Source organism: Microbacterium sp. UBA3486 (assembly GCF_002377845.1).
Taxonomy (GTDB): domain Bacteria; phylum Actinomycetota; class Actinomycetes; order Actinomycetales; family Microbacteriaceae; genus Microbacterium; species Microbacterium maritypicum_A.
Genome location: NZ_DFQP01000073.1, coordinates 1 through 18,706 on the forward strand (window position 1 = coordinate 1; position 18,706 = coordinate 18,706).

At 68.9% G+C, this 18,706-nt stretch carries 17 protein-coding genes and 2 pseudogenes; 16 read left to right on the forward strand and 3 right to left on the reverse strand.

What is annotated here, in order from left to right; genetic code table 11:
* Positions 1-926: pseudogene (locus B2869_RS10665) on the forward strand (hypothetical protein); the annotation flags it as partial.
* Between the two features lie 56 nt (positions 927-982).
* Here B2869_RS10665 and B2869_RS10670 read toward each other — a convergent pair.
* A complete protein-coding gene (locus B2869_RS10670) occupies positions 983-1,384 on the reverse strand; it encodes a phage holin family protein (protein ID WP_292766113.1) in 402 nt (133 codons plus the stop codon).
* A gap of 35 nt (positions 1,385-1,419) precedes the next feature.
* The gene (locus tag B2869_RS10675; RefSeq protein ID WP_292766116.1) at positions 1,420-1,941 is read right to left on the reverse strand and encodes a type II toxin-antitoxin system death-on-curing family toxin; all 522 of its coding nucleotides are present in this window, start codon (positions 1,939-1,941) and stop codon (positions 1,420-1,422) included.
* A 90-nt stretch (positions 1,942-2,031) separates the two neighbouring features.
* Between B2869_RS10675 and B2869_RS10680 the strand changes: the two genes are divergently transcribed.
* The 4 genes from B2869_RS10680 (at position 2,032) to B2869_RS10695 (ending at position 6,709) form a co-directional block, all read left to right on the forward strand.
* Positions 2,032-3,099: a histidinol-phosphate transaminase gene (locus B2869_RS10680; protein WP_292766119.1), complete on the forward strand. Its 1,068-nt coding sequence runs from the start codon at positions 2,032-2,034 to the stop codon at positions 3,097-3,099.
* A 115-nt stretch (positions 3,100-3,214) separates the two neighbouring features.
* Positions 3,215-4,357 carry a thiamine pyrophosphate-dependent dehydrogenase E1 component subunit alpha gene (locus B2869_RS10685; protein WP_292766122.1) on the forward strand — a complete coding sequence of 381 codons (1,143 nt, stop codon included), beginning with the start codon at positions 3,215-3,217 and terminating at the stop codon, positions 4,355-4,357.
* Positions 4,358-4,368: 11 nt separating this feature from the next.
* The gene (locus B2869_RS10690; protein WP_292766370.1) at positions 4,369-5,334 is read left to right on the forward strand and encodes an alpha-ketoacid dehydrogenase subunit beta; all 966 of its coding nucleotides are present in this window, start codon (positions 4,369-4,371) and stop codon (positions 5,332-5,334) included.
* 28 nt (positions 5,335-5,362) lie between these two features.
* Complete coding sequence (locus tag B2869_RS10695; protein WP_292766125.1) at positions 5,363-6,709, forward strand: dihydrolipoamide acetyltransferase family protein; 1,347 nt, start codon at positions 5,363-5,365, stop codon at positions 6,707-6,709.
* A gap of 128 nt (positions 6,710-6,837) precedes the next feature.
* On the opposite strand, the gene B2869_RS10700 is transcribed toward B2869_RS10695, so the two are convergent.
* Positions 6,838-8,058: an ROK family protein gene (locus B2869_RS10700; RefSeq protein ID WP_292766129.1), complete on the reverse strand. Its 1,221-nt coding sequence runs from the start codon at positions 8,056-8,058 to the stop codon at positions 6,838-6,840.
* Positions 8,059-8,158: 100 nt separating this feature from the next.
* Between B2869_RS10700 and B2869_RS10705 the strand changes: the two genes are divergently transcribed.
* From B2869_RS10705 to B2869_RS10755, 11 genes and pseudogenes are all read left to right on the forward strand, one after another.
* Positions 8,159-9,508, forward strand: a complete 1,350-nt coding sequence (locus B2869_RS10705; protein WP_292766132.1) for an ABC transporter substrate-binding protein — start codon at positions 8,159-8,161, stop codon at positions 9,506-9,508.
* Complete coding sequence (locus B2869_RS10710) at positions 9,505-10,443, forward strand: carbohydrate ABC transporter permease (RefSeq protein ID WP_021201605.1); 939 nt, start codon at positions 9,505-9,507, stop codon at positions 10,441-10,443. Before B2869_RS10705 ends, B2869_RS10710 begins: the two co-directional genes overlap by 4 nt.
* Positions 10,443-11,321: a carbohydrate ABC transporter permease gene (locus B2869_RS10715; RefSeq protein ID WP_021201606.1), complete on the forward strand. Its 879-nt coding sequence runs from the start codon at positions 10,443-10,445 to the stop codon at positions 11,319-11,321. Before B2869_RS10710 ends, B2869_RS10715 begins: the two co-directional genes overlap by 1 nt.
* Before the next feature lie 93 nt (positions 11,322-11,414).
* On the forward strand, positions 11,415-13,103 hold the full coding sequence (locus B2869_RS10720) for a glycoside hydrolase family 13 protein (RefSeq protein ID WP_292766137.1): 1,689 nt from the start codon (positions 11,415-11,417) through the stop codon (positions 13,101-13,103).
* Positions 13,104-13,285: 182 nt separating this feature from the next.
* Complete coding sequence (locus B2869_RS10725) at positions 13,286-14,323, forward strand: metal ABC transporter solute-binding protein, Zn/Mn family (protein ID WP_292766140.1); 1,038 nt, start codon at positions 13,286-13,288, stop codon at positions 14,321-14,323.
* Entirely contained in the window at positions 14,320-15,168 is an 849-nt protein-coding gene (locus B2869_RS10730) for a metal ABC transporter ATP-binding protein (RefSeq protein WP_292766145.1), read from the forward strand. The genes B2869_RS10725 and B2869_RS10730 overlap by 4 nt, the downstream gene beginning before the upstream one ends.
* The gene (locus tag B2869_RS10735; RefSeq protein ID WP_029264828.1) at positions 15,165-16,043 is read left to right on the forward strand and encodes a metal ABC transporter permease; all 879 of its coding nucleotides are present in this window, start codon (positions 15,165-15,167) and stop codon (positions 16,041-16,043) included. Before B2869_RS10730 ends, B2869_RS10735 begins: the two co-directional genes overlap by 4 nt.
* Positions 16,044-16,089: 46 nt before the next feature.
* Positions 16,090-16,506 (forward strand): Fur family transcriptional regulator, encoded by a 417-nt coding sequence (locus B2869_RS10740; RefSeq protein ID WP_021201611.1) that lies wholly within the window; start codon positions 16,090-16,092, stop codon positions 16,504-16,506.
* The gene (locus B2869_RS10745) at positions 16,503-17,543 is read left to right on the forward strand and encodes a permease (RefSeq protein ID WP_021201612.1); all 1,041 of its coding nucleotides are present in this window, start codon (positions 16,503-16,505) and stop codon (positions 17,541-17,543) included. The genes B2869_RS10740 and B2869_RS10745 overlap by 4 nt, the downstream gene beginning before the upstream one ends.
* A complete protein-coding gene (locus B2869_RS10750; RefSeq protein WP_292766151.1) occupies positions 17,536-18,402 on the forward strand; it encodes a TIGR03943 family putative permease subunit in 867 nt (288 codons plus the stop codon). The genes B2869_RS10745 and B2869_RS10750 overlap by 8 nt, the downstream gene beginning before the upstream one ends.
* Positions 18,392-18,706, forward strand: a pseudogene (locus tag B2869_RS10755) (hypothetical protein); the annotation flags it as partial. The gene B2869_RS10750 and the pseudogene B2869_RS10755, both read left to right, overlap by 11 nt.

The following is an 18,706-nucleotide window of genomic DNA, read 5'->3' on the forward strand; positions in this document are numbered from 1 at the left end:
GGCTCGTCGCCGATGACGAACGGATCGGGACCATGGCCGAGTGGCTGGGGGCCGGCTGGAAGGATCGGCGATTCGAGGGACTGGGCGAGCAGTACGACCTGGCGGGGGCGCTCCCGCCGCTGTTCCTCGCCGGGGCCATGGTGGGCGTCGCATCCGGGTTCGGCACGGTCCGGCCGGGGACGAAGCTGTCGGGAGTGGCGGATCCCGTGCAGGTGATGCCCGTGAAGACGTCGGCTCCGAATGCGCCTGCCGGCCTCGCTGCGGCATTCCGTCGCATACCGGGAGCGGCCTCGCAGGTCGCGGTCGAGAAATACACGATGGTCGGTGGGGCGACCCGGTATGTGGCCTACGTCGCCGGGACTCAGGAGTCCCTGCCGTGGCGGTCGGGGAAGTCCGAGCCGTGGGACATGAAGTCGAACATCGAGCTCTATCAGGGCCGCGCATCGGCGTCGTATCAGGCCACGGTCGACGCGTTGGGCGCGGCGGGGGCGAAGCCGGGCGACCAGGTCGACGTGGTCGCGCATTCCCAGGGCGGGATGATCGCCGCCCGTCTCGCGATGGAGAGCGACTTCGAGGTGTCGATGCAGCTGACCGCGGGGAGCCCGACCGAACCGACGCTCGGAGAGGATCAGACCCTGATCCAGCTCCGCCACACCGACGACGTCGTCTCGGCGCTCGCCGCCGGGGGCTCCGCGGCGGGCACGGGATCCCCCGACAGCTTCACGGCGTCGCGCGAAGGGGACCCGCACGACGGATTCCAGGATCTGCAGTTGCAGACCCACCATCTCGAGACCTACATCGAGACGGCGGAGATGGTGGATGCGTCGGACGATCCCCGCGCTGAGGCTCTCGATGACTACTGGAAAGGGCTCGGCCAGGCGGTCGAAGTCGAGCGGACCGAGTACCACGCCGAGCGAAAGGGGTGATGACCGACATCGAGATCAGCCGGCTGCTTTTCGAGCGGCTGGAGGAGCGCGCTTCCTCAGTCGCGGCGGCTCTTGCTCTGCGGGCGCAGGATGAAGCCGAAGATGCCGTTGATGACCGAGATGATGAGCGCGGCCACCACGCCCCACCAGAAGTCGCCGACCGTCAGGCCCCAGCCGAAGCCACTCGTGATCCAGGCCGTCAGCCACAGCAGGAAGCCGTTGATCAGGAACCCGATCAGCCCGAACGTGATGATGTAGAGCGGGAACGCGACGATCTTCACCACGGTGCCGATGATCGTGTTCACGAGGGCGAAGATCGCGGCCACCGCGAGCAGGGTCAGCACCAGTTGCAGCGTCTCGCCGGGCGGGAAGGCGGTGATCACGACCTGCAGGGCGGGGATGAGCGTGACGACCCAGAGGGCGAAGGCGTTGACGACGACGCGGATGATGAAGCGCATAGTCCGACCAGTGTCCCACGGACGCCCGCGAGATGTCAGCGCGCCGTGTCTTCCCGGATATGGGCGGCAATGAGCTGCGCGATCTGCTTCAAGTCCAACCGACTCTGTGCGACGTCGAGGACGAGGTCGAATGCCTCGTCGTTCGTGAACGTCGGCTCGTAGCCGTTGAGTCGGATGAAGATGAAGGTGAGGCAGAGCGAGACGCGCTCGTTGCCATCGAACAGCGCGTGGTTCTGAGCTACCGAACTGATCAGCGCGGCGGCCTTCGCTTCGAACGTCGGGTACGCGTCGGCGCCGAACATCCCTGCGGATGGTCGAGCGAGCGCGGAGAAGAGCAGTCCTTCGTCGCGGACGTGCAGGCCGAGCTTCGCGATCAGGGCGAGGGCCTGGTAGCCCTCGGTGATCTCGTCCGCGATGGAGAGCACGCGATCCGTCTTCGACTCGCTGTTCGCGAAGCGCGTCGCCGCCTCGATGATCACCGCGTGCTTCGAGGTGTGCCGGGCGCGCGCGATCGCCTCGAGCTGAGCATCGAGTTCTTCCGGAAGTCGCACCGTCATCGCCATACCAGAATGGTGCTACCGCGAATCGGTCGTCGACAGGGGAGAAGCCGCCGGGGAAGAGCCTGCTGCCCTCGTAGACTCGACCTCGTGACCGAGCCGATCCTGCCCCGCATCCGTCCCGCCATCGCCGCTCTCGCGCCGTATCGTCAGGGCAAGCAGGCAGGGCCCGACGCGTTCAAGCTGTCGAGCAACGAGAACCCCTTCGATCCGCTGCCATCGGTGCTCGAAGCCCTGCAGAGCACGACGCCGATCAACCGCTACCCGGATGCCACCGCCGGCCGCCTGCGCGCGCGTCTCGGAGCCCGTTACGGGGTCGAGCCCGACCAGGTGCACGTCGCTTCCGGCAGCGTGTCGATCCTGCACCAGCTGATCCTCGCGACCGCATCGGTCGGCGATGAGGTCATCTACGCCTGGCGTTCCTTCGAGGCCTACCCGAGCCTGCCGCTCGTGGCGGGCGCGACCGGGGTGCAGGTTCCGCTCACCGCCGACTCCCGCCACGACCTCGACGCGATGGTGGACGCCGTGACCGACCGCACCCGTGCGATCATCCTGTGCACGCCCAACAACCCGACCGGTCCGATCATCACGTCGGCCGAGTTCACCGCCTTCGTCGAGCGCGTCCCGAACGATGTCCTGATCATCCTCGACGAGGCGTACGCCGAGTTCGTCACGGCGCCCGACGCGGTCGACGGTCTCGCCGAGCGCGTGTTCGAGCAGCACCCGAACGTCGTGGTGCTGCGCACCTTCTCGAAGGCCTACGGCCTCGCCGGCCTCCGCGTCGGCTACGCGATCGGCCACGAGAAGGTGCTCGACGCCGCGCGCACCACCGGCATCCCCCTCTCGGTCACGTCCGCCGCCGAGAACGCCGCGATCGCGAGCCTCGACGCCGAGCCCGAGCTGCTGGAGCGTGTCGCCGTGATCGTCGAGCGACGCGCCCGCCTGGTCGAGGGCCTCCGCGCACAGGGCTGGGACGTCCCCGACTCCCAGTCCAACTTCGTCTGGCTGCCCGCGGGAGAGCGCACCGACGAGGTCGCTGCGGCCTTCGTCGAGAACGACCTCATCGTCCGGCCGTTCTCGGGGGACGGCATCCGCATCTCGGTGGGCGAGGAGGGCTCCATCACCCGCGTGCTCGAGGTGGCCGCTTCGGTCCGCTGAGCCGTCGCCGCACCGGCCCGGGGCGGTTTTCCGCGGTTTTCTCCGGGTTCCGGGCAGTTACAAGGGCGTCCTAGGTATGCGTGACGACGCATGCGGGCGCGGGTAGCGTGAGAGCGTGACCACCTCCGAGACACCCCTTGTGAGCGTTCTGGACGAGACCGGACGGTACGCCCCGTCCGCCGCCGCAGAACGGTACCTTCCCCTGATCGAAGCGATCGGCGACGCCGAACTCGAGCAGTTCTACCGGGACATGGTCGTCATCCGCGCGATCGACACCCAGGCGACGAACCTGCAGAGGCAGGGGCAGCTGGCGCTGTGGCCGCCGAGCCGGGGGCAGGAGGCGGCGCAGGTCGGCTCCGGTCGTGCGGCTCGTGCCCAGGACACGATCTTCCCTTCGTACCGCGAGCACGCGGTGACCCGCATCCGCGGCGTCGACCCGGTCGACATCATCAAGCTGATGCGTGGTGTCTCGCACGGCGGGTGGGACCCCACCGACCCCAAGAACGGCAATACCCGGCTGTACACCCTCGTGCTCGGGTCGCAGGTGCTGCACGCGGCCGGCTACGGGATGGGTCTCGCGTTCGACGGCCGCACCGGTACAGGCGACCCGGACCGCGACGAAGCGGTCATCGTCTACTACGGCGACGGTGCGTCCAGCCAGGGAGACGTGCACGAGGCGATGGTCTTCGCCGCGAGCTACCAGGCGCCGACCGTCTTCTTCCTCCAGAACAACCACTGGGCGATCTCCGTGCCCGTCTCCACGCAGTCGCGTGTGCCGCTGGTGCAGCGCAGCGCGGGCTACGGCATCCCGAGCGTCCGGGTCGACGGCAACGACGTGCTCGCCAGCTATGCGGTCTCGCGCGCGGCTCTCGACGAGGCCCGTGCCGGCAAAGGTCCGCAGGCGATCGAGGCCGTCACCTACCGGCTCGGCGCGCACACCACCAGCGACGACCCGACGAAGTACCGCGGCAGCGACGAGGAGCAGTACTGGGCCGGTCGCGACCCCATCGTCCGGATGCGCGCGTTCCTCGAAGGACGCGGTGCCTCGGCGCAGCTCTTCGCCGACGTCGAGGCCGAGGCGGCGGATGCCGCGGAGGATCTGCGCGCCCGTACGGTCGAGCTGGGGCTGCCCAGCCCGGACAAGATGTTCGACCACGTGTACAGCGATCCGCATCCGCTGATCGACCAGCAGAAGGCCTGGCGCGCGCAGTACGAGGCGTCGTTCGAAGACGCGTCGCTCGAAGGAGGAGCCCGGTGACTCTCGAGACGATGCCGCTCAGCAAGGCGCTGAACGCGGGTATGCGCAAGGCGATGGAGAACGACCCGAAGGTCCTGCTCATGGGCGAGGACATCGGCAAGCTCGGTGGCGTCTTCCGTGTGACGGAGCACCTGCAGCGCGACTTCGGCGACCGTCGGGTGCTCGACACTCCGCTGGCCGAGTCGGGCATCGTCGGGACTGCGATCGGCATGGCGATGGTCGGTTTCCGTCCGGTCATCGAGATCCAGTTCGACGGTTTCGTGTTCCCCGCGTTCGACCAGATCACCACCCAGCTCGCGAAGCTCACCAACCGGCACGAGGGCGCGATCAGCATGCCCATCGTGATCCGCATCCCCTACGGGGGACACATCGGCGCGGTCGAACACCACCAGGAGAGCCCCGAGGTGTACTTCGCGCACACGCCGGGCCTGCGCGTGGTCTCGCCGTCGACGCCGAACGACGCGTACTGGATGATCCAGGAGGCGATCGCCTCGAACGACCCGGTGATCTTCATGGAGCCGAAGAGCCGCTACTGGCAGAAGGGCGAGGTCGAGCTCGATTCCTCCGCCGTGCCGCTGCACTCCTCACGTGTCGTGCGCACGGGCAGTGACGTGACCCTCGTCGGACACGGCGCGATGGTCACCACCCTCCTGCAGGCCGCGGCGCTCGCCGAAGCCGAGGGCACGAGCTGCGAGGTCGTCGACGTGCGCTCGCTGTCGCCGGTCGACTACGAGCCCATCCTCGACTCGGTGCGCAAGACCGGACGCATGGTCTACGCGCAGGAGGCCCAGGGCTTCGGAAGCATCGGCGGGGAGATCGCGGCGACCGTCATGGAGCGCGCGTTCTATGCGCTCGAAGCTCCAGTGCTGCGCGTCTCCGGTTACGACACCCCGTTCCCGCCCGCGAAGCTCGAAGGCGCATATCTCCCGGATGCCGACCGCATCCTCGAGGCCGTCGATCGCTCACTCGCCTACTGACATCCCCGCTCGGCCGAAAGGACTCGTCATGAGCACGCAGAACTTCACCCTCCCCGACGTCGGGGAAGGCCTGACCGAGGCCGAGATCGTGGCCTGGAAGGTCGCCCCCGGCGACACGGTCGTGATCAACGACGTCCTCTGCGAGATCGAGACGGCCAAGTCGCTCGTCGAGCTGCCGTCGCCGCACGCGGGTGTGGTGGGCGAGCTGCTGGTCGAGGAGGGAACGACGGTCGAGGTCGGCACGCCCATCATCACCTTCGTGACCGAGCCTGCTGCGGGTGCAACGGCCGCTCCCGTTGCCGTGGCTCCCGCCGCAGAAGAGGGCGGCGGATCGGTGCTGGTCGGCTACGGCACGGGAGGCGGCGCCACTTCGCGTCGCAAGCGCCCGGCCGAGCGTCCGGTGCGCTCGTCGGTGGGCGTGATCGCGAAGCCGCCGATCCGCAAGCTCGCGCGCGACCTCGGCGTCGACCTCACCACGGTCGCAGCGACCGGCGCCGACGGCGAGGTCACCCGGGACGACGTCATGAAGCACGCGTCGCAGGCGAGCGTCTTCCGCAACATCGAGACTCCCGAGTGGGGAGCCGTGCGCGAGGAGACCGTGCCCGCACCGCAGGCTGCACCGGCAGGGCTCGCGCGTGGACTCACTCCGACCCAGCCTTCGGCCGCCGGCGACGACCGCACCGAGTCGATCCCGGTCAAGGGTGTGCGCAAGGCCACGTCTTCGGCGATGGTGCAGAGCGCGTACTCGGCCCCGCATGTGACGGTGTGGAAGGAGATCGACGCCAGCCGCACGATGGAGCTCGTGAAGCGTCTGAAGGCCTCGCCCGACTACGCCGATATCCGCGTCTCGCCGCTGCTGATCATGGCTCGCGCCGTGATCTGGGCCGCCCGTCGCACGCCGATGGTGAACGCGGCCTGGATCGAGACCGAAGCCGGTGCGGAGATCGCCGTGCGCCACTACGTGAACCTCGGGATCGCCGCCGCCACCCCGCGCGGCCTGCTGGTGCCGAACATCAAGGACGCGCAGGACCTCGGCATGAAGGACCTGGCGCGGGCTCTGAACCGTCTGACCCTCACGGCGCGCGAGGGCAAGACTCCACCGGCCGATCAGCAGGGCGGCACGATCACGATCACGAACATCGGTGTGTTCGGGATGGATGCCGGCACGCCGATCATCAACCCCGGCGAGGCGGGCATCGTGGCGATGGGCACCATCAGTCAGAAGCCGTGGGTCGTCGACGGCGAGGTGCGTCCTCGTTGGGTAACCACGGTCGCAGGGTCCTTCGACCACCGCGTGATCGACGGCGACGGCATGAGCCGCTTCATCGCCGACGTCGCCTCCGTGCTCGAGGAGCCCGCGCTGCTCGTGGACTGACTCCGCGTCGGGTCAGCGTCAGATCAGGCGAACGCGCCGGATCATGCCGATCCGGCGGCAGGTTGCCGGTTCTCGCAAGATGGCCTGATGTCGAGGCGGGGGCGCGCAGGGCGGCGCCGGATCCCGCGTCAGGCGCTCGCGCGGAGGCGCTCCTCCGCCAGACGCGGCACCGCGTGCTCCCTCGCCGCCTTCCGGGCGGTCGCCACGGCTCCCCGTGACACGACTTCGGCCCCGAGCGTCGACGCGAGGATCTCCGGCGCCGGCAGGTGCAGCTCTTCGGGGAGGATGCGACGGGCTGCGGTCAGCACGGGCTCGATGCTCTCGGCGACCGCTCCGCACACGATGACGCGCGCCGGGTCGTACATGCTGCCGAGCACGCCGACGATGCGGGCGACGGTGGCCCCGACGCGCGAGGTGACCAGCACGGCGTCCGGATCGCCTGAGGCCGCGAGGGTCAGCACCAGACGGGGGTCGATGCGGTCGGCCTCGACGAGCCGGCCGACGGTGCTGTCGCCGGCGATCTCCCCGGAATCCACGGCTGCACGCACCTGATCCTGCACGGCGTAGCGGAGCCCGAACGCCGAACCCACACCCACGATGTGGTCGAAGACGACGCCCTCGCCGACACCGCCGTGCGCACCGTGCAGCACATGGCCGTCGACCACCACGCCGCCGCCGAACCGTTCGCTCGCGAGCAGCGCCACGTAGTCGCGGCATCCGATCGCCGCGCCCTCAGCGCCCTCGGCGATGGCGGCGAGTTGCGCGTCGTTCTTGATCTGCACGACCGGGGCCCAGTCGCTCAGTGCCTCGGCGAGTCCAGGGTTGGTCCGTTCCCAGAAGCCGTCCGGGTGAGGTGGGGAGATGCCGTCGCGGTTCACGGGCGCCGCGACGCCGACGCACAGCGCGAGCACCTGGTCGCGCGTCACGTCGGCCTCGGCGAGCGCATCGTCCAGGCGCTCCAGTATCGCCGTGCGCCGCTCGGGCGCCGACTGCCCCGGCTCGAACTCCACGCGGTGATGCACGAGGGTCCGATCGAGGGGGTCGGCCACGGTCACGGCGAGGTGGGTGTCTCCCGCGTCGACACCGATCACGACCCCGAGATCGGGGGCGAGGACGAAGCGACGCGAGGGGCGGCCGGAGCGGTAGGTGCCCGCGGCGCGGGCGTTCGGCAGCTCGCGCAGCACCTCGGCCCCGACCAGCGTGTCGATGGCGTCGATCGCGGTGGAACGGGTCAGGGAGGTGCCGGCCATCGCCTCGGTCGCGGTGAACTCGCCGGCGGTCCAGGCGAAGTCGAGGACGGCACCGACGCTCGCGCGTCCGGTTCCCAGGTCTGCGGAGACTTCTGTCATGGCCCTTGACCTCCCTGTCCTCCAATGAGAGAGTACCGTTCGATAGAGTAAATTCGCTCACTAGATTTAGTGCATGAATTTATATGACGGAAGGACGACGGTGTCTGAGAGACGAACACGCGCGGTGCGAGCGGCGGCCGCGGCCCTGGGGGTCACCTTGGTCGGCACAGCCCTCGCGGGTTGCGCCGCCGACACGGGAGCGGAGACCATCCGCTTCACCTTCAGCAAGCGCGAGGCGATCGAGTTCATGACCGCCCTCGTCGCCGAGTACAACTCCTCGCAGAGCGACGTGAAGGTCGAGATCGACACCTCGGGCGTCGATGTCGTCTCGGCGAGTTTCGTGCGGGGCAACCCGCCCGACATCATGCTCGCCAACTACAACTACGAGATCGCCCGGTTCGTGCAGCGCTGCGCGCTCACCGATCTCGCAGGCACCGACGCCGCCGCGGGCATCCGCGACGACCTGCAGCCGCTGATGGACCAGTACGGGTCCTGCGAGGGCCGCACCAGCGCCCTCCCGTACTCGGTGATGGCCGCGTCCGTCATCTACAACAAGGAGATCTTCCAGGCGCAGGGCCTCGAGGTCCCGCAGACCTGGGACGAGCTGCTCGCGGTGTGCGACCAGCTCGAGGCCGCCGGCATCGATCCGTTCTACGGCACGTTCAAGGACGACTGGACCGTGGGCCAGGGGTGGTACGACTACACTGCGGGCGGCTCGGTGGACGTGATCGATTTCTTCGATGCCCTCGCTGATGAGGGCGCGGACGTCGGTCCCGACTCCGCGGTCTCGTTCTCGAAGGACTTCGCCGAGCCGATGGACAAGATGATGCAGCTCGCGAACGACTACACCAACGCGGATGCGCCGAGCCGCGGCTACGGTGACGGCAACCTCGCTTTCGGCAAGGGCGAGGCCGCGATGTACCTGCAGGGCCCGTGGGCCTTCAGCGAGATCGCGAAGACCGCACCCGACCTGCAGTTGGGCACCTTCCCGCTGCCGATGACCGACGACCCGGCCGACCTCGGCGTACGCGTCAACATGGACCTGGCCGCGATGATCCCCGAGGGTTCTCGCCATCAGGAGGCCGCCCGCGACTTCCTCGAGTTCCTCTACGAGCCGCAGAACATCGAGGAGTACAACGCCTCGCAGCTCGGCTTCACCCCGACGAAGGGTGCTCCCGCCCCCGACGACCCCCGCATCGAGGGAATGGTCGAGTACTACGACAACGGGCAGATCTACCAGGGCCCGTCGGTGCTCGTGCCCAAGACGCTTCCGATCATGAACTACGCGCAGGCGATGGTGCTCGGCACCTCTCCGACCTCCATCCTGCGCACGATGGACGCGGACTGGGCCCGCATCGCCTTCCGCGCGCCGATCCCGTCGACGAAGGACGCCGCGTCCGCTTCCGGCGCCCCATCCGCTTCCGGCGAGACAGAGGAGTCCGCGCCATGAGCACCACCACCCCCACCACGCCCGGTGACAGCACGACCCTCATCGTCACCGGCGGCGACCGGAAGCTCCGGCGGCACACGCGTCGCGTGGAGCCGATCTACTACCTGTTCCTGCTGCCGACGCTGGTGCTCTTCACGCTCGCGATCACGGTTCCGGGAGTCATCGGCATCTTCTTCAGCTTCACCGACTCGATCGGCATCGGGGAGTGGAGCTTCAACGGACTGACGAACTACATCGCGCTGTTCAGCGATCCGTCGATCCTGCAGAGCTACCTGTTCACCTTCGGGTTCTCGATCGCCACGGTGATCGTCGTCAACGTGGTCGCGTTCCTGCTGGCGGTCGGGCTCACCTCGCGCATCCGCTTCAAGACGGGCCTGCGCACGATCTTCGTGATCCCGATGGTGATCTCGGGCATCATCATCGCCTACGTCTTCAACTTCCTGTTCTCGAACTCGATCCCCGCGGCTGGCGCGGCGGCCGGCATCCCGTGGCTCGAGACGAGCCTGCTCGCCAACCCCGACCTCGCCTGGATCGCCATCGTCATCGTCACCGCCTGGCAGGCCGTGCCCGGCACCCTGCTGATCTACATCGCCGGCCTTCTCTCGGTTCCCGGCGAGGTGTACGAGGCGGCGAGCATCGATGGCGCCAGCAAGGCGCAGCAGCTCACCCGCATCACGCTCCCACTCGTCGCGGGCTATGTGGTGATCAACGTGATCCTCGGATTCAAGGGGTTCCTGAACGCCTACGACATCATCGTCGGCCTCACCAACGGAGGCCCCGGAACCTCCACCCGCAGCGTCGCGATGACGATCATCGCGGGCTTCAACGGCGGCGACTACGCCTATCAGATGGCCAACGCGACCATCTTCTTCATCGTCGCCGTGCTCATCTCCCTCCTCCAGCTGTCGCTGACGCGCGGAAGGAACGCACTCTGATGTCGACGCAGACACTCACCACCGTCCCCACCTCGGGCAAGAAGCCGCGCGTGCGCATGGAGCGCGTCAACTGGTCGGGCACGATCATCCTGATCCTGTGCGCCGTGACCGTGCTCCTGCCGCTGTACGTGACCATCTCGATGGCGCTCAAGACCACGGGTCAGGCGGTCGACGGCAATGCCTTCTCGCTGCCGGCCCCGTTCAGCGTCGACGGTTTCGTCGAGGCGTGGACGCTGACGAAGTTCCCCGTCGGTGCGGGCATCTCGCTGCTGGTCACCGCCGGCACCGTGATCGCGACGATCGTGCTGGCGGCCTTCGCCTCTTACGCCATCGTGCGCAACTGGGACCGTCGGCTGTTCCGCTACTCGTTCTTCTACCTGCTCGCGGCGATGTTCATCCCGTTCCCGGTCGTGGCTCTGCCGCAGATCCAGCTCACCGGACGCGTCGGGCTCGACAACCCGTTCGGCGTGATCATCCTCGCGACCATGTTCCAGCTGAGCTTCAGCGTGCTGCTGTTCACCGCGTTCCTGCGCTCGATACCGATCGAGCTCGAGGAGAGCGCGCGCATCGACGGAGCCACGACCTGGCAGACGTTCTGGAAGCTCATCTTCCCGCTGCTCGCCCCGATGAGTGCGACGGTCGGCATCTTCGCCTTCCTCTACGCCTGGAACGACTTCATGATGCCGTCGCTCATCATCGCCGATCCGGCGCTGCAGACGCTGCCGGTGCGGCAGAACCTGTTCCAGAACCAGTTCAGCAACAACTACAACGTCGCCTTCGCCTCGTACCTCATGGCGATGGCGCCCGCGATCGTGGCCTACCTGTTCACGCAGCGGTGGGTCATGGAGGGCGTCACCCAGGGCGCCGTCAAGGGCTGACCGCCGCACCGCTCGAACCGCTCGAAGCCACCGAAGAACCCGAATCACTCGAAGCCACCGAACCACCGGAAACACAGAAGGAGTCCTCCCCTCATGACCGACGCGCTTCTCGCCGAGACCCGCACCGCCGAAGACGCCGCGTGGTGGCGTCAGGCCGCCGTCTACCAGATCTACCCGCGCAGCTTCGCCGACGCGAACGGCGACGGCATCGGTGACATCCCGGGCATCGTCTCCCGGGCCGACTACCTGCGCGACCTCGGTATCGATGCGGTCTGGCTCAGCCCGTTCTATCCGTCCGCGCTCGCCGACGGCGGGTACGACGTCGCTGACTACCGTGACGTCGACCCGCGGCTGGGCTCCCTCGCCGACTTCGACGACATGGTCGAGGCGCTGCACTCCCGCGGCATCCGCGTGATCGTCGACATCGTCCCGAACCACTCGTCCGACCAGCACGAGTGGTTCCAGGAGGCGCTCGCTGCGGGGCGCGGCTCGGCGGCGCGCGACCGCTACATCTTCCGCGAGGGCACCGGACCCGACGGCTCCGAGCCGCCGACCGACTGGGACTCGGTCTTCGGCGGCAGTGCCTGGGAGCGCGTGGAAGACGGGCAGTGGTATCTGCACAACTTCGCCGTGGAGCAGCCCGACCTGAACTGGGACCACCCCGAGGTGCGCGCCGACTTCCTGAAGACGCTGCGCTTCTGGTCGGACCGCGGTGTCGACGGATTCCGCATCGACGTCGCCCACATGCTCACGAAGGACCTCAGCGAACCGCTGCCCTCGCGTGCCGAGCTCGACGCGATGGACCGCACCTCGGGCACGCACCCGATGGTCGACCGTGACGACGTGCACGAGATCTACGCCGAGTGGCGTGCGGTGTTCGACGAGTACGACCCGCCGCGCACCGCCGTCGCCGAGGCCTGGGTGGAGACGCCGGAGCGCCGGGCGAAGTACGCGTCGGCCGAGGGGCTCGGGCAGGCGTTCAACTTCGATCTGCTGGTCGCCGACTTCGACGCCGCGCAGTTCCGCAGCATCATCGCCGACAACCTGCAGCAGGCGGCGGCGACCGGATCGTCGACCACCTGGGTGCTGTCGAACCATGACGTCACCCGCCATGCCACCCGCTACGGGCTCCCGGCACTGAACGGCCGTCCGGTCAAGCAGGGCACCGAGTGGGTGAAGGCCGGTGGTCCGGCGGACGCACTCGACCGTGAGGGCGGGCTCCGCCGGGCGCACGCGGCCACCCTGCTGCTGCTCGGCCTGCCTGGCAGCACCTATCTCTATCAGGGGGAGGAGCTCGGTCTCCACGAGGTCGCGCAGATCACGCCGGAGCAGCGTCAGGATCCGGGCTTCTTCCGTGGTGCCGAGTTCGACGGCCTCGGTCGGGACGGATGCCGCGTGCCGCTGCCGTGGACCGCTGCGGGGTCCTCGTACGGATTCGGGGCCGCAGGCGCGCACCTTCCGCAGCCGGAGTGGTTCGCCCAGTATGCGGTCGACGTCGAGGCGGCGGACCCGTCGTCGACGCTCTCGCTGTACCGGGAGGCCCTGCGCCTGCGGCACCTGCTGCAGACCGGCGAGACCCTGGCGTGGATCGAGACCGGCCGCGACGATGTGCTGCGCTTCGCCCGCCCGAACGGCTGGCAGGTGGTGTCGAACTTCGGCGCCGCGCCCGTCGACCTCGGTGCGGATGCCGCCGACGTCGTGCTCGCGAGTGCTCCGCTCGAGGGCTCGACGCTTCCCGGCGAGGCCACGGTCTGGATCGCGCCGGCCGAGCTGCGCGCCTGAGCTCCCGCGGCTGCGAAAACAGAGACGATTCGCGTCGCGCGCGGGGTGTTGATCACCGACGCCCCGCGTGAACGTCCAATCGTCTCCGTTTTGGCGGGCAGGCAGCTTCGTAGGGAGCAGGTTCGTGGCCAGGTGGGGAGGCGGATTTGATAATGGTTCTCATTAGCGTTTAGAGTGAGGACATGAAGAAGCCCGTCGTCGCCCTCGCCCTCGCCCTCGCATCCGTCGCCGCTCTCACGCTGGCCGGATGCTCCACCCCCTCGGCGGGGGAGGGCGACGACGGCACCGTCACGGTCGTCGCGAGCACCAACGTCTACGGCGACATCGCCGCGACGATCGGCGGCGATCGCGTCGACGTGCAGTCGATCATCACCTCCGCCTCGCAGGACCCGCACTCCTACGAGGCGAGCGCCCGCGACCGGCTCACGGTGCAGAAGGCCGACCTCGTGATCGAGAACGGCGGCGGCTACGACGCCTTCATCGACACGCTGCTGCAGGACGCGAAGGACCCGCATGTGGTCACAGCCGTCGAGTACTCGCACGACTTCCCCGGGAACGAGGGGCACGACGAGGCGGGCCACGACCACGCCGACGAGTCGGCGAGCGCTGCCCCCGAGGAGAGCGACGCGCCCGAGGACGAGGCGCACGATCACGCCGACGACGAGGCCGGGCACGAGGGCCACGACCACATCGAGGGCTTCAACGAGCACGTCTGGTTCGATCCGCACACGATGATCCACGTCGTGGAGGCCATCGCCGATGAGCTGACCGAGCTCGACCCCGACGGAGCGAAGGAGTTCGCCGCGAACGCGGCCACTCTCACTGCCGACCTCGAAGGCTTCGAGACCGAGCTGGCGACCCTCAAGACGGAGGCGCCCGACGTCGACGTCTTCATCACCGAGCCGCTGCCCGGCTACCTCGCCGCAGCCGCCGGATTCACCGATGTCACCCCCGACGGATTCGCCGAGTCGGTCGAAGAAGGCACCGACGTCGCCCCGGCCGTGCTGCTGCAGGCGCTCGACGTGATCGGCAGCGGCCAGGTGACGGCACTGCTGACCAACGCGCAGACCGGCGGGTCCGAGACGCAGCGCGTCGAAACCGCGGCGAAGGACGCCGGCATCCCCATCGTCGCCTTCACGGAGCTGCTCGAGGACGGATCGTCGTACTCTGAGTGGATGAGTGACGCGATCCAGAGCCTCGCCGCCGCCGTCAAGTCGTGAGCGGCGCCGCACAGCGCGGGAATCCGGTCCTCGAGATCTCCGACGCGTCGCTGCAGCGCGGTGATCGCGAACTCTGGTCGGGCCTCGACCTCACGGTCGAGCCGGGGGAGTTCATCGCGGTGCTCGGCCCCTCCGGGTCGGGCAAGACCACCCTGCTGCGGAGCATCCTGGGCCTGCAACCGCTGTCTTCGGGCACGATCCGCGTCGCGGGTGAGCCCGTGCACCGCGGCAACTCCCGTATCGGGTACATCCCGCAGCAGCGATCGCTCGCCCCCGACACGAGCATGCGTGCTCGCGACCTGGTCGCCCTCGGCGTGCAGGGGAGCCGCTTCGGCTTCCCGATCCCGCACCGTGGCGACCGCGCCAAGGTCGACCGCCTGCTCGAGGCGGTCGGCGCCTCGCACTTCGCCGATCGCCGGGTCGGTCTGCTCTCGGGCGGCGAGCAGCAGCGACTGCGGGTCGGTCAGGCCCTCGCCGATGAGCCGGCCCTGCTGCTGTGCGACGAGCCGCTGTCGAATCTCGACCTCGCGAACCAGGTCGCCGTGACCGACATCATCGATCGTCAGCGCCGTGAGCGCGAGGCGGCGGTGCTGTTCGTCACCCATGACATCAATCCGATCCTCGGCCGGGTCGACCGCATCCTCTACATCGCCGGCGGACGGTTCCTGCTCGGAACCCCCGACGAGGTGCTGCAGACGCGCGTGCTCACCGACCTCTACGGCACTCCGGTGTTCGTGCTCCGCGCGGGCGACCGGCTGGTGGTCGTGGGTGTGCCGGACGCCGAGCCCCACCACGACCACGGCGACCACGAGCACGGACACCACGAGCACGGAGGAGCGGCATGAGCGTCGCGCTGGGCATCGTGCCGCTGGTCGATTGGAGCGACGTCTTCTCGTTCCAGGACTACGGCGAGCTCGTCACCCTGCTCGCGAACTCGATCATCGCCGGCGCGGTGCTCGGCATCGTCGGCGGACTCATCGGCGTCTTCGTGATGCAGCGCGACCTGGCTTTCGCGGTGCACGGCGTGAGCGAGCTGTCATTCGCGGGAGCGGCTGCCGCCCTGCTCTTCGGCGGCAGCGTCGTAGCCGGGTCTCTCGGCGGAGCGCTCGTCGCCGCCATCCTGATCGGGGTCCTCGGGGCCAAGGCCAGGGACCGCAACTCCATCGTGGGTGTGCTCATGCCGTTCGGCCTGGGCCTCGGCATCCTGTTCCTCTCGCTCTACGACGGCCGCAGTGCCAACCGCTTCAGCCTGCTCACCGGCCAGATCGTGTCGGTCTCGAGCCCCGACCTCGGCTGGCTGATCGGCATCAGCATGGTCGTGCTGATCGGTCTGCTGGTGATGTGGAACCCGCTGCGGTTCGACTCGCTCGACCCGGAATCGGCCGCGGCCCGCGGAGTGCCGACCCGTGCCGTCAGCCTGCTGTTCATGGTGCTGCTCGGCCTGATCGTCGCGGTGAGCGTGCACATCATCGGTGCGCTCCTGGTGATGGCGTTGCTGGTCACCCCCGCGGCCGCCGCGATGCGCGTCACCGCAGGCCCCATCGCCGTGCCGTTGCTGGCCGCGCTGTTCGGCTTCGTGTCCGCGGTCGGCGGCATCCTGCTGGCCCTCGCCGGCACGCTCCCGGTGAGCCCGTACATCACGACCCTGTCGTTCACGATCTACGTGGTGTGCTGGATCGTGCAGAAGGCGCGGGCCCGAGTGCGCCGTGTGCGGGCCTGAGATCCTCTCCCAGCCCTCGCCAACCCCCGCGGCCTAGACTCTTCGTATGGCTCAGCGGAACACCTGGCAGCGCGAACGTGTGCGCGAAGCACTCGCCGACGCGCGCGGATTCGTGAGCGCGCAGAGCCTGCATGCCGCGCTGCGCGACGACAACACCGGCATCGGCCTCGCCACCGTCTACCGTGCGCTGGCCGGACTCGCCGCCTCCGGAGACGCCGATTCGCTGCAGAGTCCCGAGGGCGAGGCGCTGTACCGCGCCTGCACCACGCAGGGCCACCATCACCACCTCATCTGCCGATCCTGCGGTCTGACCGTCGAGATCGAGGCCAAGGACGTCGAGCAGTGGGCGCACCGCACCGCGGCACTGCACGGCTTCACCGAGGCCGCCCACGTGGTCGACATCTTCGGGCTGTGCACCCCGTGTGCGAACAAGCGCGACGCCGAGAGGGCCGCGTCCGCGTGAGCTCCTCGGCAGCAACGGCGACCCGTCACGGCCACTCCCATCGCCCGGCGCCCTCGCCGCGATCGGCATGGATCGGCGTCGGCCTGGGCGCTGCCATCATCGCCGCGCTCTTCCTGATCGATGCCTTCCTGCCGACGCTGTTCCCCGCCTCGCTGCCCACCCGCGCGCAGGACGGTCTCACCCTCGCGCTGAGTGTGCTCATCGAAGCCCTGCCGTTCGTCATCCTCGGCGTGCTGCTCTCGATCGTCGTGCAGGTGTGGCTCCCGGCCGATGCGATCCACCGCTGGCTGCCGAAGCGCGCGTGGGCCCGCCGTGCGGTGCTGTCGCTGTTGGGCATGCTGATCCCGGTGTGCGAGTGCGGCAACGTGCCCTTCGCCCGTGGCCTCATGATGCGCGGCCTCGCGCCGGCCGAAGCGATGACGTTCCTCATCGCCGCGCCGATCGTGAACCCGATCGTGATCCTCACCACGCACGCCGCTTTCGGCTGGGACGGTGGGATCCTCGTCGCCCGGCTCGTGGGCGGCTACCTCATCGCGAACCTCATCGGCTGGATCTACAGCCGCCACCCCGACCCGGACGGCATGCTCACCCAGCGCTTCGTCGACACCTGCGAGCTGGTCACCCACGAACCGGGCACGCCGGTGCGCCGCAGTCTCACCCAGTTCCTGATCGAGCTGCGCGCCGTCATGCCTGCACTCGTGATCGGCTCGGCGCTCGCCGGAGCCGTGCAGGTACTGATCCCGCGCGAGTGGCTGCTCGCGATCGGGTCGAACCCGGTGCTGTCGATCGTCGCCATGATGGCGCTCGCGATGACGGTGGCCATCTGCTCGAACGTCGATGCGTTCTTCGCGCTCTCGTTCGCCTCGACGTTCTCGTCCGGCGCCCTCGTCGCCTTCCTGCTCGTCGGTCCGCTCGTCGACATCAAGATGCTGGCGCTCATGCGCACCACGTTCACCGCGCGCACGCTCGTCGGGATCGTCGGCATCGTGCTCGCCTCGGCTTTCGCGATCGGTATCGGGGTGAACGTCCTTGTCTGAGCAGACGGCGCGGTCCGAGCAGACCGCCACCCGCATACGTGCACTCGGCACCCGCTGGCTGGGTGTGGGGCTCGCGACCGTCATCTCGGTCGTCACCCTCGGCCTCGGTCTCACGGGGCGTCTCAACCTCTACATCAGCCCGGAGTCGGTGTGGTTCGCCTGTACCGCCGCGGTCGTGACCCTGGCCGGAGCGATCTGGTCGTGCACCCTCCCGTTGGGGGAAGAGAGCGACCACGGCCACGACCACGGGCCTGTGCCCGTTCCCGCAGTCCACGGTGATCACGACGGTGCGGATCACGACGGTGCTGATCACGACGGTGCTGATCACGATGGTGCCCCGGCCTCCTCTCGCCGCGCGCTCGCCGGAGTCGCGGCCGTCGCCGGCGGAGTCATCGCCTCGGGTGTCGTCGTGGCGGGTCTCGTCCTGCCGCCGGCCTCCCTGTCGGTCGAGCTCGCGATGTCGCGCGCGGGAGAGCAGAGCGCATTGTTCGCCGGCGCGGACTCGGTCGCGCTCGGCGTGGCCGACACGTCGACGTTCGGCGTCGGCGACTGGGCGAGCGTCTTCACGGCGGCGACGAACACGGCCGCCTACGACGGTGCTGCGGTGAAGCTCACGGGCTTCGTGACGCCGGGCGCTTCGGGGGACGACGGTGTGAATCTGACCCGTCTGGTCATCACGCATTGCGTGATCGATGCGCAGACCGCCGTTCTGCCCGTAGATGTGAAGCCCGACGAGTACGCGACCGGCCAATGGGTCGAGATCACCGGCACCGTGCGCGCGGATGCCGACGGCAAGCTCCGCATCGAGCCGACCGATGTCGTCGCGATCGATGAGCCGGGAGACCCCTATGAGTACTGACGACGAGCGCCCAGAGGTGCCCGCCGTCCCGCGCACCCGCGCGGAGATGCGTGCAGCGCGAGAAGCTGCCGAAGCGGCGGAGGCCGAGCGGATCGACCGCGCGGTGGCGTCTGCCGACCATGTCGCACCGCCCGCCGACCAGCCCACCCCGGCCGATCGGGCTGGCGATCAGCAATCTGCCGGTGCAGACGAAGCGGCTGCGCGTGAGGCGGCTGCGCGTGAAGCCGCGGTCCGTGAGGCAGGTGACCGTGAGGTCGCGGAGCAGGAGGCCGCCGCCCGCAAGATGGCCGCCTTCGAGGCTGCT